This is a genomic window from Pseudoalteromonas sp. M8 (genome assembly GCF_018141365.1).
In the GTDB taxonomy this organism is placed as follows: domain Bacteria; phylum Pseudomonadota; class Gammaproteobacteria; order Enterobacterales; family Alteromonadaceae; genus Pseudoalteromonas.
The window spans coordinates 2,211,776-2,226,022 of record NZ_CP047240.1 but is presented as its reverse complement, the minus strand read 5'-3'; the positions used below and the strand labels follow the sequence as shown (position 1 = coordinate 2,226,022).

Annotated in this window: 12 protein-coding genes; 5 read left to right on the top strand and 7 right to left on the bottom strand. The window is 42.1% G+C overall.

From position 1 onward, the window contains the following. From GSF13_RS14670 to GSF13_RS14650, 5 genes are read left to right on the top strand one after another with little or no spacing between them, the layout of a single operon-like run. Positions 1-1,899, top strand: coding sequence for an EAL domain-containing protein (locus GSF13_RS14670; protein ID WP_211866023.1), 1,899 nt, complete (start codon positions 1-3; stop codon positions 1,897-1,899). Then, positions 1,889-3,028 carry a response regulator gene (locus GSF13_RS14665; RefSeq protein ID WP_211866014.1) on the top strand — a complete coding sequence of 380 codons (1,140 nt, stop codon included), beginning with the start codon at positions 1,889-1,891 and terminating at the stop codon, positions 3,026-3,028. The genes GSF13_RS14670 and GSF13_RS14665 overlap by 11 nt, the downstream gene beginning before the upstream one ends. Then, positions 3,000-3,977 (top strand): response regulator, encoded by a 978-nt coding sequence (locus tag GSF13_RS14660; protein WP_211866012.1) that lies wholly within the window; start codon positions 3,000-3,002, stop codon positions 3,975-3,977. The genes GSF13_RS14665 and GSF13_RS14660 overlap by 29 nt, the downstream gene beginning before the upstream one ends. A 2-nt stretch (positions 3,978-3,979) precedes the next feature. Further along, entirely contained in the window at positions 3,980-6,271 is a 2,292-nt protein-coding gene (locus GSF13_RS14655; protein WP_211866005.1) for a diguanylate cyclase, read from the top strand. 59 nt (positions 6,272-6,330) lie between these two features. Further along, entirely contained in the window at positions 6,331-6,723 is a 393-nt protein-coding gene (locus GSF13_RS14650) for a hypothetical protein (RefSeq protein ID WP_225739576.1), read from the top strand. 34 nt (positions 6,724-6,757) lie between these two features. Here the strand turns inward: GSF13_RS14650 and GSF13_RS14645 are convergent, their stop codons facing one another. From GSF13_RS14645 to GSF13_RS14620, 7 genes are read right to left on the bottom strand one after another with little or no spacing between them, the layout of a single operon-like run. After that, a complete protein-coding gene (locus GSF13_RS14645) occupies positions 6,758-7,609 on the bottom strand; it encodes a lysozyme inhibitor LprI family protein (RefSeq protein WP_206472930.1) in 852 nt (283 codons plus the stop codon). A gap of 54 nt (positions 7,610-7,663) precedes the next feature. Continuing rightward, the gene (locus GSF13_RS24755) at positions 7,664-8,134 is read right to left on the bottom strand and encodes a CheB methylesterase domain-containing protein (protein WP_249122795.1); all 471 of its coding nucleotides are present in this window, start codon (positions 8,132-8,134) and stop codon (positions 7,664-7,666) included. A 23-nt stretch (positions 8,135-8,157) separates the two neighbouring features. Further along, positions 8,158-8,715, bottom strand: coding sequence for a response regulator (locus GSF13_RS24750; protein WP_249122674.1), 558 nt, complete (start codon positions 8,713-8,715; stop codon positions 8,158-8,160). Beyond that, positions 8,715-9,215: a chemotaxis protein CheD gene (locus tag GSF13_RS14635; protein ID WP_227387129.1), complete on the bottom strand. Its 501-nt coding sequence runs from the start codon at positions 9,213-9,215 to the stop codon at positions 8,715-8,717. The genes GSF13_RS24750 and GSF13_RS14635 overlap by 1 nt, the downstream gene beginning before the upstream one ends. Then, the gene (locus GSF13_RS14630) at positions 9,209-10,009 is read right to left on the bottom strand and encodes a CheR family methyltransferase (protein WP_010604746.1); all 801 of its coding nucleotides are present in this window, start codon (positions 10,007-10,009) and stop codon (positions 9,209-9,211) included. The genes GSF13_RS14635 and GSF13_RS14630 overlap by 7 nt, the downstream gene beginning before the upstream one ends. Positions 10,010-10,020: 11 nt before the next feature. Continuing rightward, positions 10,021-12,255, bottom strand: a complete 2,235-nt coding sequence (locus GSF13_RS14625; RefSeq protein ID WP_211866003.1) for a methyl-accepting chemotaxis protein — start codon at positions 12,253-12,255, stop codon at positions 10,021-10,023. Positions 12,256-12,269: 14 nt separating this feature from the next. After that, positions 12,270-14,246: a chemotaxis protein CheA gene (locus GSF13_RS14620; RefSeq protein WP_211866001.1), complete on the bottom strand. Its 1,977-nt coding sequence runs from the start codon at positions 14,244-14,246 to the stop codon at positions 12,270-12,272. Position 14,247: the final 1 nt, after the last annotated feature.

Here is a 14,247-nt window from a genome sequence, read left to right as displayed (position 1 = left end):
ATGAATGCACCTATCATGTTGGTTGATGATGAAATTGATATTCTAAAGTCGCTTAAGCGCACTCTGCGTTTACAGCATTATGAAGTGGTATATACCGATGACCCAAGACAAGCGCTCGGTTTAATACAAGAGCACAAACCGCATGTGCTTATTACTGATTTCAGAATGCCCAACATGAATGGCCAAGAGCTTATCCAAGAAGTGAAAAAGCATGATCCCAGTATTGAATGCATCGTGCTCAGTGGGCAAGCTGATTATGACGATATGAAGTCGCTGATCAACGCGAATAACACCTTTAAGTTTTTATCCAAGCCTTGGAATAACGAAGAACTGTACACTACGATAGAAGCGGCACTCACAAACCATCACAAAAACGAGTTAAAAACCCAGATATTGCGTAACAATAATGCACCTTTAGTCGAAGTTAATACCATAGGTAATATCATTGACTGTAATTACGCTTACACGGAATTAGTGTTGAACGAGGTCAATAAAGGCAACTTCTTTCAACTGTTTAATTTTGAAAGTGATAAATGCCTTGATGATTTTACTGAGCGCAGAATTGCAACATTAAAAAGCTCTGGGGTGTTATGTCAAGTTGAGCTCAAGCTAAAAACAGAATCCAGCTACCTACTTATCATTAAACCCCTCTCCAGCGAGCAGGATAAATATCCTAACTTTTATCAGAGCAAACTGGGCTTTCTCGAACATATCAATCGCACCGATAACTCTGTCATGATCTGCCTGAAAATTCGAGACTTGTTGGTTAAGAATATTATTTCTAATACCCCAATATATTCAGATACGTTTAAAAAAATCATAGATCATGCTCTACTGAGCGAAGCGACTCATTTTTCGATGCTTGAAATCAGCTTTGACCAAGCTATTTTCTGGCTAGATTCAGTACAAAGTGAAATTGAGGTACACAAATTTTTAGATGAGTTAATCAACTCAATTAAACAATTTTTCATTCGCAAAAATATCCAAATCAAGTTCTCTGTCTCGTACACCATGATTGAGCCTGAGCAACCACTATCGGAAGCAATAGACAGCTTAGTTATCTATACCCAATTTGTTTGCGAGTCTCGCACTGACTTCTATATGCGTTATTCGCAATCACTGCTTTCAGAAAAGCTAAACGAGCATAAAGTCTCTGAGGCATTATTTAACGCCGTTGATAATGATGAGTTTTATCTAAGGTTCCAGCCTAAGCTTAATTTAAATGAACATTCAATCAATAGTTGCGAAGTGTTAATTCGCTGGAAGAACACCCAGTTTGGCGCTAACTCACCAGATTATTTTATTCCGTTGGCAGAAAAAGACGGACAAATAGTCAAAATAGGAACTTGGGTACTTGAGCAGGCGTGTATCGCACTGTGTGAATGGCAAAAGGAAGAACTTGAGATCCAAAAAGTTGCAGTGAATGTTTCACCTTATCAACTTTCCGATCCCTGCTTTGTACAAACCATGTATTCGATTATTGAAAGGTATTCGCTCAAACCCGAGCAATTCGAGTTAGAAATCACCGAGAACTTTGTTTTAGAAAATCTCGAGCAAGCTAAAACTAAATTACTACAATTAAAAGAAATCGGATTCTCCATTGCCATCGATGACTTTGGTACGGGATATTCCTCACTGGGCTATATTTCAAAATTGCCAGTGGATGTTATCAAAATTGACAAAAGCCTGATTGAAAATATCGACAGTTCAAAATCAGCTCGAGATCTTGTCCAAAATGTTATTCGATTAGTTCACGACCTTGAATTAAAAGTTGTCGCTGAAGGTATAGAAACCGTGGAACAGCTTGAAATTCTAGAACAGTTAAAATGTGATGAAGTACAAGGATATCTCATCGGAAAACCTGTTTTGCTTGAGGAGTTTACTCACTATGTCTATTAAAAGCCAAGTGCCACGGATTGTGCTCGTTGATGATGATGAGTTAATGTTGAAGTCGCTCCACCGCCACTTCAAAATCAGCATGGAAGGCGCTGAGATACTGACCTTTTCATCACCTAAACAATTCATAGAATCCCTAGATACGTTAGCGAGCATAGACATCTTTGTGAGTGACTACCTTATGCCATCGATTAACGGTGTTGAATTAATCAATATCGTTAGACGCCGTTATCCGCAAGTCCTCACCGTGTTATTAACGGGCGATACCACGGGCAAGGTACTGTGCAAATCTTCAATTTCTGCGACCTTTATCATCGCTAAGCCATTTCGAAGAGAAGAATTCGATGAGGTTATCACCGCTTTTTATCGACTCAATGAGCTGCCTTTAAGAGAAGCAATAAAGCGTGCGTTAAATGAAACTTTCATTGAAAACGAATTGCCTATCTTGCTAAGTAAAATTGAAGACATTGATTTAGATTTTCATAAGCTTGAAGCGATGCTAGAACAAGAGGTGCTCATTCAAGCTAAATTATTCCACCTGTGTAACAGTGCTTATGTGGGATTATCGACGAAGCAATACTCCCTCTCTACCGCGATTAAGACGCTCGGTGTAGATTTAGTGTCTGCAATTATTGTCTCTGTGTGTTATCACAATATGGTCGCAGCCAGATATGATATCGCGAACTGTGAGCAGTTAAGCGATATTAACTTTAAAAAGGTCAAGTTACTTAAGGAATTGGTACACAAGCTACATGACGCATCAATTGACTCTGAGCGTGTTGTTTTTCTTCAATCCTTATTATTTCTAGGTGAGCTCGGCTCAGAAATATCTCAGCTTATAACCGAAAGTCAATGTCATTCCCCACAGAGTTGCTATATCGAGAAATTACACATCGCCCTTTATACAGCCACGTTAATTGGCTACGAGTCAGCTATCACAGATCAATTGTATGCGCTCATTAATGCCCTAGAAACGGGTAGCTCAGATTGCAATGCCACTAAGCTATTGTTGCTTATAGACACTATCACTAATAAAGACGTCAATCAGACGGTGATCAACACCTTTTTTGATCAAAAGAGCCAAGATTGGTTGGAGCTTTTCTATGAACTCAGAAGCAAATACTTTAGTTAGTTACAAAGTACTGATATTAGACGATGAAACGTCAATACTTAAGGCGTTAAAGCGAGTCATACGGCTGCCTTCGGTAGAGGTTGTCAGTTTTGATAATCCTTTTGAAGCTCTTGAGTACATAGACACGCACCCCGTTCAGGTTATTATCTCTGATTTTAGAATGCCGCTAATGAATGGTGGAGATTTTCTAAAACGAGCCAAAAAAATAAACCCTGGTGCAATTGGCCTAATTCTTAGCGGTTATACCGACTCCGATATGCTTATTGATATGATTAATAGCAAGGTTGCGCATAAGTTTTTGTGTAAACCATGGGAGAACGACAAATTACTCGAAGAAGTTAATGCAGCAATAGACGTATACAATAATAATTATTTTAAAACGGTTTTACAGGAACAACTAAAAAAGCGTGATTGTCCACGGGTATTAATCAATAATGAAGGCCAAGTTATAGAGCATAATCTCAGCAAAGACATAGAATCTCAGATACTTGCAGAGTTCTCGGCATGCTTTAGTGGTAATGGCATCTACCACACTCCTCTTGGTGTTTTAAGATGTGAGATCCGCAGCAATCCAAAAGACGAAGAGTTCTATCTGATCACCATAGAAAAAGTCGAAGTAACAGACGAAATTAACGTCTATGAAGTTATCACCGAACTGCTATTATGTTACTCGATAAACCCCGTTCTCACTTACTATGCGTTGCCAACTTGCGAACTCACCACACCGAAATTGGCAGCTGCAGCTCAAGAAGTTTTCAGAAACTACAAAATATTACCATCACCGACCCATAACTATCTATTCGTACTGGATAACATTGAGCAATCCTTACTGCCAAGAAAGCAGATAGAGCTAGAAATTCAGTTGGAAAAGTTACTCGATACCGCGCTACCTCACGAGATACAAAGTAACACCACTCAACTTGCTGCATTTTTAAATAATGGAGAGTAGGCGTGGATACTTTTGCAAAAGTTGAATTAACACAAGATTTAGTCGAATCAAGCTTTCCGCTCGCCGACCTCAATACGCTACTTACCTCCCTATCTGATTATTTTGAGGTACCAATAACTTTAGTCACTGTAATCGAAGGGCAATGGCAACATCTGATCGCCAGACATGGGATCCTAGCCGATAGGACACCGGAGCAAGATGCTTTTTGTAAGAGCTTAATCAAACATAACAGGTCTTTGCTTGTTCCAGATACCGCCTTGGATGAAAATTATGCCAATAACCCGCTCGTGACTGGCGAGCCCTACATTCGCTCATACTTGGGTGTACCTTTTAGACTCGACGGCAAGCCAATCGGTGGCGTATGTTTAATCGATACCAAACCGAAAAACTATGCCGAGCGAGATGTTCATTTACTCGAGACGATCAGCGGTCTTATCACCAATATTTTAGAGCTACAAAAAAACTATTCGTTATACCTCGAAGATCAAGAGTTAATTCGCTTTTCACCAATCGTGTTAATTAAGTGGAAGTACAATAATGGGCTGCGCATTCGTACGGTTTCTCCGAATATTGAGCGCGTGATTGGTATTGACGCTTTTCACTTATGCTCCGGGGAATTGCATTTTGAAGACTTACTCACCGAGCCAAGTGTTGAGAAATTTCATTTTAACTTACAAAACCACTTGGATGGTTTAGAAGCGTCTGAAATTTTGCTAGAGATGGCATTAGACTCAAAACAGATCTGGATCCGTATGATCACCGTGGCGCACTTTAACCACGACGGCAGAATGACAAGCATTCAGGCTTTTATTACCGAAAATACTGCGCAAAAGTACACCGAAGACAAACTCAATGAGACGAACCGACAGATGCGCCTGTTGTTAGAAGCCTCGGAGCTAGGTACATGGGATTGGAATATTCCAGCAGATATCAATAAAGTTAATAAAAAGTGGTGTGATATGCTTGGAATTGAATTTGAATACGTTGAGACCAGTGTTAATTACTTCCGCCAACTTATTCATCCAGCCGATCGTAGTCACGTAGAAAGAGACCTAGCCAAACACCTACAAGGGTTAACCGATGCCTACACCACGTCCTATAGAATGAAACATGCCGATGGCCACTGGGTGTGGATAGAAACCTATGGCAAAGTGGTTGAACGCGATAATAGTGGGAGAGCACTGCGCCTTGCTGGTACTCACCGGGATATTACCTACCGGATGGAAGCACAGTTGCAAGAGCGAAAGCAAAAGCAATTACTGTCTTTTATCAGTAAAGCACAGTCAGCCTATTTAAAGACAGGTGATCTGTCTAAATCATGCCGTGAAATTCTAGAAGAGCTCATCGACATTGCGGATAGCCAATTTGCGCTGATCGGCGAGCTTGAGCATACCGCCGGTGTACCAAGGCTCTTTATTCATGCCATTTCAGAAATGCAGTGGAATGATTTAAGCTCTCAATTGGTACAGAGATATTATGATAACGATCTCTATTTTACTGATTTTAATAATCTGTTTGGATCAGTGATCCTGACGGGAAAAACCGTCATTAGTAATGAACGAGGCAAGCACCCTGCGTCGAAAGGCACGCCAAAAGGACACCCAAGGATCTCTAAGTTTTTAGGGCTGCCGATAAAGCTCAATGGCGAATTGGTCGGTATGATAGGACTTGCGAATAAGTTTTTTGACTATACCGAAGAAGATGCAAAATTCTTACAACCACTGGTCGATTCTCTAGCGGGTTTATACTATGCGGTTAAACTCGATAAAGAGCGCCAAGAAGCAGAAAACAAACTGCTTGAACTTGCAATGACCGACACCTTATCAGGCCTGCCCAACCGACGTGCCTTTATGGAAAAAGCCGCCGAAGTTGGTGAGATATCCTTCCCCTATTTAATTGGTATGGTAGATATCGATAACTTTAAGTCTATTAATGATACCTACGGTCATGATGCTGGTGACAAAGCTATTAAACTGATTGCTTACACCATAAAGGATGCGCTACGCAGTGATGATTTTACTGCGCGAATGGGAGGTGAGGAGTTTGCATTTGTGTTACTTGATGCCACACATGGATCATCTAGCGGACTGATCGAGACCATCAGAGAATCTATATCCAACTTGGAAATTACTCTGTCAGAAGAAGAGAAAATACATCTCACGGTCAGCATTGGTGTAAAAGCAGTACTTCCCGAGATGGAAAAAATGTCTATTACAGGACATTTAAATGATGCTGATAAAGCTTTGTATGAGGCTAAACATACTGGCAAAAATAAAGTAGTTTGGTTCGAATAACAAAATATTTCATATTGCTTGATATACTTTAATTTCGCGTCAGAAATAAAAATGGAAAAATGATGAAACAGCTCTCACTTAACCTAGCTGCACTTGGATTTTTAGTCACCTCATCTGTAGCTTATGCCGATTATACTGCTGAGTTAGAAATTGACCGAATGCAGGACACACCGTTTAAAGAGTGTAGCGACTACACTTTTCGCCAAGTTATGAATAATTTTTTTACCGAACTCACTTGGGATTATCTCACAAGCGATTGGGGTAGAAACTACATAAATATTGATGGTTATGTAGAAGAAGAAGGCGAAAAGTTTGATTTTCTTCTTCAATACGAAGTCAAATCTGATGGGACGTTTGAATTTAACGCTATGGAGTTCTTAGGAAAAGCAAAAGACGACTCGTTTATTATCATGATGCTCGACAAGATTTGCTATCATTCAACCGGTGATTAGCGCTTCAACTCGAAGCGCTAATCTGCTTCTAAATTTAGTCTACTGTAACTTTGCACTGGATGGGCTGTTGATAATAACCCCAAGTTAATATTGCTACATTACTTTGTACTTTAAGGTGATAATCGCCACCGCGGTAATGAGTATCACTGGCAGAGTTATCGATGAACATCAGCTTTTCACTGTCATTAAATTCTGCGACTATGCTTAGTGGCTGAGTATCATAGTAAAAAACGGATAATAACTTATCGTTACAGAGATACGTCGTATGCCCGGAGCTAGTCACTAATGCAAAACGAGCCTCAAGCTCGGCAATACGGTGAATATACGACTGCTTCAAGCAATGCGTGCTATCGCTAGATTTCCAACACGCATTGCGCCCTTTTATCCACCCTCTTTGCTCGGCTTTAAGCTGCTTCGAATGCGGCTCTTTTACAATTTTTTTATACACAGAATTTAGCCTGCGATCCAGTCGAGACAACGCCGCACTATCACAAATAACGGCTTCCATGCTTCCTGCTCTTACCTCGTTACAAGCGAATGAAGGCGTATGTAGGGTATGTTGTTTTAAGTGCTCGTCAATATAGCGACACCAATCCTGCGTGCTACGGTCAGGCTTATCCGAGTAACTTCTTACACCAAGTTTAAACTCAATGACCGATTGCCATTCTTGGCTGCCAAGATCAGGACCATGCCCGCTACCATCGCCACTTATTAAAAGATCATCGACCTCTGTCATCCACTGCTCGCCACAGTGAAACGCTTCAACGTTCAATTTCTCGGTGGGTGTTAAAACTGTCCTATTTTGTGACGCACATCCAAATAGAGTGATGGCTATAACTACAGCCAATCCATGATAAAAATTACGGGTTAATGTAGTCGCTTTCAAGCTAATTTCCTTTTAATCGCGTAAACAAGAGTTGAGCTCACCCCAACAGTAACGTCATGAAAAACATTGAGTTATTGTCATCGGCACATCCGCTAGAGTCACTTCTTTACTGTGAGCATTTAGCTTAATGGCCTCTTTTGGCATTCCAAATACAATGCTGGAGTTTTCATCTTGTGCATAAGTCTTCGCCCCCGATTTCTTCATTTCTAACAAACCAAATGCACCATCTGCGCCCATTCCGGTTAATATAAATCCGATAGCATTGCTTCTAACTTGCTTCGCAACAGATTGAAACAATACATTGACCGAAGGCTTATGGCGCTGCACTGGCGGCCCATCTTTAAGCTGAGTGTAATAGAATGCACCACGACGAACAAGCTGAAGGTGATGGCTTCCTGGCGCGATGTACACATGGTTAGCCAGTACGCGTTCGTTATGCTCAGCCTCCTTAATCTTTAATTTTGAAATATCATTTAGCCTTTGAGCAAAGGCTTTAGTGAAGTTGGCTGGCATATGTTGTACCACCACAATACCAGGCAATTCGGGTTCTAATTGACTAAATATGTACTCAAGCGCTTGCGTCCCCCTGTCGAAGTGCCGATGGCTACCACTTTATCAGTGGTATTAATGGCAAGGTTGGTAGTGCTCATTGCAACATTGATAGCAGGCGCACAGCTTATGTCTTCCGTAGAGGACTTTGGTCTGTAGAATCTCGCTTGCTTAACCACTTTAATAAATTGCTCGCGTTGAGACTCAAGAAATGATTTTAAGCCACACTCTGGTTTAGTTAAGATTTCAAATGCGCCAAGGGAGAGTGCCTCTACCGACAATTGAGCACCTGTGGTTGTTAGCGATGAACAAATGATCACGGGGATAGGTTTATTGGCCATGAGCCAGCGTAAAAAGGTAATACCATCCATCTGTGGCATTTCTATATCAAGAATAATTACATCTGGCGGCTCTGCCAACACGCTGGGCTGCGCCAAGACAGGGTTGCTAAACACCTTAGTCACGCAGATTTCAGGCGAATACTCCAACATCGCAGTGACCGTTTGCCTTACCACAGCAGAGTCATCGATAATATAGACGGAAATTTTATTCGACATCAGGTTGCTCTCCTGCTCGATAACGCAACATGAAAACGGTCTACCCGGCAAGCGCCGTCCTTGAGATCCACTTGAATTCTCCGATAATAAGGGCCGCCAACATCACGCGCAATAAGCCTAAATCCATAATCGTCAATCAGCTTATGGCTCATTTCGATGTTTCGCATACCGACAGTCTCTGAACAAGACGTTTTGAACATCTCTCCACCACCAAAAAGCTTAATCTCCACACAACCCTCAGGGATACTAAACCGCTTTAAATATTGGCGAACCAACGAAAAAGTCTTATCGACATATTTAGCCGGCTCATCGTCATTCGGCTTTTCTGTGGTTGGCAATAGCATATGACTCACAACAACTAGTTGGTGCTGCTTAGACACTAAAACAAATGAAACACAGGACCCCAGCAAGGTATTGAGCGTTGCTGGACGAAATGACTCAATCGCCAAACTACCCGGCTGCAAAAATATTGATTCAACGTCTCTGTTTGGCATCAACATTTTGCATACACCGCAGGGGCGATTGATTCAAATTTGTCATACACGCCATTTAAGCTCTCGGAGTGTCCTAAAAACAAAAAACCTTGCTTCGGCATCGCCCTATAAATATTTTCTAGGATTTTTACCTTTTCATCTTTTTCAAAATAGATCAGTGCATTACGGAGGAATATTATGTCAGCTTTACCACCGATATAAGGCACAAGTAGATTATTTTTGAAAAAATTAACTTTATGATAGAGCTCATCATTCACCATGATATAGCCGGTCTTCTCTCCGACGCCATTTAGACAGTATTTCCTTAGGTATTCGTCAGGAATGTTTTTAGCACGATGTAAGGGGTAAATTGCCTTTTTCGCTAAATCCAGCATCCGCTCAGAAATATCGCTGGCACGCACCACCCAATTCCCGTGACCATAATGCTCCTGCGTGCACATGGCCAAGGTGTATGCTTCCTCGCCAGAAGAGCAAGCCGCACACCAAATATCTGGTGCAGACTTTTGGTAGTACGTGGTAAACAGCTCTGCGAGCTTTTCAAAGTGTTTACGCTCTCTGAAGAAATAGGTTTCATTGGTAGTCAGCAAGTCGATGCACATATTTCGCTCACCTTTGTTATTGGGTATTTTTAGATACTCAATGTACTCACCATAGCTACTTAATCCTAAAATCCTCAGTCTTTGATTTAGTCGTCCACAGACTAAGTTCTTTTTATGATCCCTAAGATGTATTCCTGATTCGGCTTTGAAGAAGTCAGCAATACAGGTAAATTCTTGATCGCTAATAAAGTCCCCAATCATATGGCACCTCCTTAGAACTGTTCAAAGTGCTCTTTTGAGCGAGCTTGCCCAGCACTCACTTCTTTTCGCTCGGCGACGGGTTTTGCTTCTGTTTGCGGTTTTCCGCCTTCTAACACTCGGATTTTGCTTTGGCTTTCAATGTCTCCGATCTTAAAATAGGCGACGAGTTGGGTAAGCGTCTCTGCTTGACTGGACATTTCTTCCGCGGTGGCTGCAAGTTCTTCTGACGATGACGCATTTTGCTGCGTTAGCTGGGTGATTTGATTCATCGAGTCGTTGATTTGGCCAACACCTGCCGCTTGTTCGTCTGACGCTGCGGAGATCTCTTGTACTAAATCAGAGGTTTTACCAATTGCAGGTACGATTTCAGCAAGTAGACTGCCTGCCCGCTCGGCTTTGCTCACTGAGCCAGATGCTAACTGAGATATTTCCTGCGCGGCAAATTGAGAACGCTCAGCAAGCTTTCTGACTTCTGCAGCCACCACAGCAAACCCTTTACCATGTTCTCCAGCTCGAGCCGCTTCTATGGCAGCGTTGAGTGCCAACAGATTCGTTTGATAAGCAATGTCATCGACAATACCTATCTTAGACGCAATTTGTTTCATGGCCGATACGGTCTCTTCCACGGCGCTACCGCCTTCTTGTGCTTCACCTGCCGCTTTTGATGCCATACCGTCGGTGATTTTGGAGTTTTCTGCATTTTGGGCAATGGATGCCGTCATTTGTTCAACAGAGGCTGATGTCTCTTCAACTGATGAGGCTTGTTCGCTTGCACTCTGTGCCAATGACTGTGCTGTAGAAGAGACTTCGGTAGATGCCTGCGCTAGCGACTCTGAGTTAGAACGAACATCACAAATAATGCGACTTAAACTGGAGATTGTACTATTGACGCTTTGCTTCAACTCGTCATAGACACCTGAATAGCTTCCTGCAATCTCAACATCAAGGCGACCTTCTTTTAACCCCTCCATGACGTTAGCAATTTCTTGAATCGGTTTTTCAGTCGCTTCCAATACCTCGTTAAGACCATCAGTCATGGTTTTAAATGCGCCGGCATAGTTTGAGGTGTCTGCGCGATTTTGGATGTTTCCTTTGACCGCTTGCGAAACCAACTCGACGATATCGGTCGCTAAAGTATCTAACACATCGGTGAGATTGGCTGTACGTTGCGCCAGCTCACCTAAAAGCCCTTGTGCTTGTACTTTGGGCTTTAATAATAAGTTACCTTCACTCACTGCGTTGAGCACGGCAAAATTGTCCTCAAGTACCGATTCCAGCACTTCCATCGACTTATTATATGCCTCTGCAATTCTGCCTATCGATCCCTCTAACTCATTGGCTTCAATGCGTCTGTCAAATTCCCCGCAAGCTACCGCTTGGAAGGCAACACCAAACTCTTCTTCTAACAAGCGCTCTTTGCGCTTTTCATCAGTTACGTCTTTCCACTCAACCGTAGTAGAAATACGCTTATTGCTTTCATCAAATACGGGGGTGATCATGAGCTCCAAGCTGTGCTCGCCAAACCCGAGCTTTGCAACGTGCGTAGAGGTTAAACTCGCTAACATAGTGCGCTGGTGGCTTGGATTACGGTGGAACTGGTCGATACTTCCTCCCACCAGTTTGTCGACGCAAAAGGTAGGTAACGTGCTTTGGATCGCAGTTTCTAACCTGAGTAACATGTCTCGCATGGCACGATTTATATAAACAATATCGTAATTTTCATCAGCCAGCATAATACAAGCGGTACTGTAATCCATGGCTTGCTTATAAAAATCGCTATTACTTCCAGCGCTCAAACTCGATTGGCTGATTAATTTAGCCACGAAACTACAGTTAGCAATGGGCTGTGCTAATTTCATGATTTCTAATTGATAAGATCCACTAGGTATATTAACAGTGGTTGCTTTGTCTATCAGCTCGGAAAAGTTATTGTGCAATGACAGCATATCAGTAATATATCCACCATCACTTTGTGCGTTATTTGCAATAAGCTGGGTAAATTGATTGCTTTGATGAACAATCCGACCAGCACCATCTAGGAGAGCAGCAAATGTGCCTGTGGTCTCGATAGCCGTTAATTCTGCATTACTTTTAAGCAAACTTAATATATTGGTCGCGAGTGTTTTGGCTTCCCCTTCATATAAAGCGGGGTTTACTTGGGTAAGATCTGAGTGTTCAATCGCGTTTACGACTGCCTTCGACAGTTGAGTAACTTGTTTGTCAAAGATTGCTGGTAAAATTCCCATTATGTATCCCCTTATTAAGAGTTAGCTAATTTTCTAGATTCAGGTTCATGAGCAAAATCATGAATAAGCTTTGGTACATCAAGAATGAGCGCAATGTCTCCTGACCCTAAAATACTTGAGCCACTGATCCCCGACATCTTTTCAAATAACGCACCGAGTGGTTTGATGACCGTTTGAAACTCACCTAACAGCTGATCGACGACGATGCCTGCTCGCAACTGACCGTACTTCACAACGACAATACTTGGTCTGATCTTAGGGTTCGTTGGTAAGTCGAAAATACGACTCAAATGAATAAATGGCAGCACCGTACCGCGAAGATTAATGTAATCGGTTTGACGAGTTGCCCCATTGCCAAGCGGAAGTTCAATACACTCTGTAACCATATCGAGTGGAATGACGAACTTAGCATCCGCAACACTCACCATAAAACCATCGATAATGGCCATGGTTAACGGCAACCTGAGTTGGAAACACGTACCTTGGTGCTCGACAGATTCAACACTCACCGTTCCACGTACCGCTTCAATGTTTTTTCTCACCACATCCATGCCAACGCCACGTCCCGAGATATTTGATATTTTTTCGGCTGTGGAAAAGCCTGGCTCGAAGATTAAGTTGGCAATTTCTTTGTCGGTAAGCTCAGTATCAGGTGAGATCAGATTACGCTGAATTGCTTTTTCTTTAATTTTTTCTTTGTCTAGCCCGCGTCCATCGTCACTGATCTCTATTACAATACTGCCTGAATCATGAAAGGCTTTGAGTGATAAAGTACCGTATTCAGGCTTTCCACTGTCCGCTCGTTGTGCTGGTGACTCCATACCATGATCAATGGCATTGCGAACTAAGTGCGTAAGGGGGTCGACTATCTTTTCAACCATTGATTTATCAAGTTCGGTTTCAGCCCCCATAATTTCTAAAGAAACCTGTTTTTCTAACTCCTTTGAGGTGTCGCGCACTACACGGCTAAAGCGATTAAACGTTTCGCCTATCTGTACCATTCTGAGTTGTAGTGTACTGCTTTGCACATCACTAACGAGTTGTTGAATATGCTCAACAATTTCAGTAAGGGCCGAGTCACGTATTGTTTTAGTGTGATCTTCAAGTGCCGCAGACACGATAACCAGCTCGCCAAGTTCATTGACTAATTCATCTAGCTTCTGCGCCGGTATTTTCATCATTCGCTCGGGATTCTTTGGTTTGACTTTGTTATTTTTGGTGGGCTGTTTATCAGTTTTGACAAGTGTTGGCGTTGGCTTATCATCTTCAATTGGGGCTATCTCAATATGTGATTCTGCAGCAATAAACTCAAATGCTTCATCGATATCTTCTCGCGTAGAGTGATGTATCTCTAGCTGCATTCTAAAATGGCATAATTCTAGTTCATCTGGTGTGACCGCGTTAAGCGCAGGTACCTCATCAATTAGCCAATCTACTTCTACCGTACTACCTTTACTTTCGATGTAGCGAATAATCGAGAGCGGATCAAAACCATCCACCATGCAGGCCTTATAAAACTGCGCTGAGACTCGAAAGCTCTGCGTTGCTTCTTGATTTTCGACAACGGTTTGCTCACTTGAGACTTGGTCTTGCAAACCACTATATGACTTTAAACTTTCTAGCAGCCCAGTTTCAGCATCGGTCAACGCCTGAGGAAAATCTTCGTTTGACTCTAAGCACTTAATTAACGCATTTATATGGTCATTACATTCGAGCAAAGTCGAAATCAGTTTTTCGCAAGGATTTAGCGCGTGATCACGAAGAAGCTCCATTGTTGCTTCAACAAAATGCGTAAAATCGACAATATGGTCATAGCCAACAACACCGGCTGAGCCTTTTATGGTATGTGCAGCACGAAACGCCTCGTTTATGATCTCGTCGTCACTATTTGGCAGTATAGACTCCATTGCCAAGAGACTTTCTTCAAATTGAAGTACCAACTCCTTGGCTTCTTCAATAAAGACCGCTTGAATTTCGGATAAATCAACCATC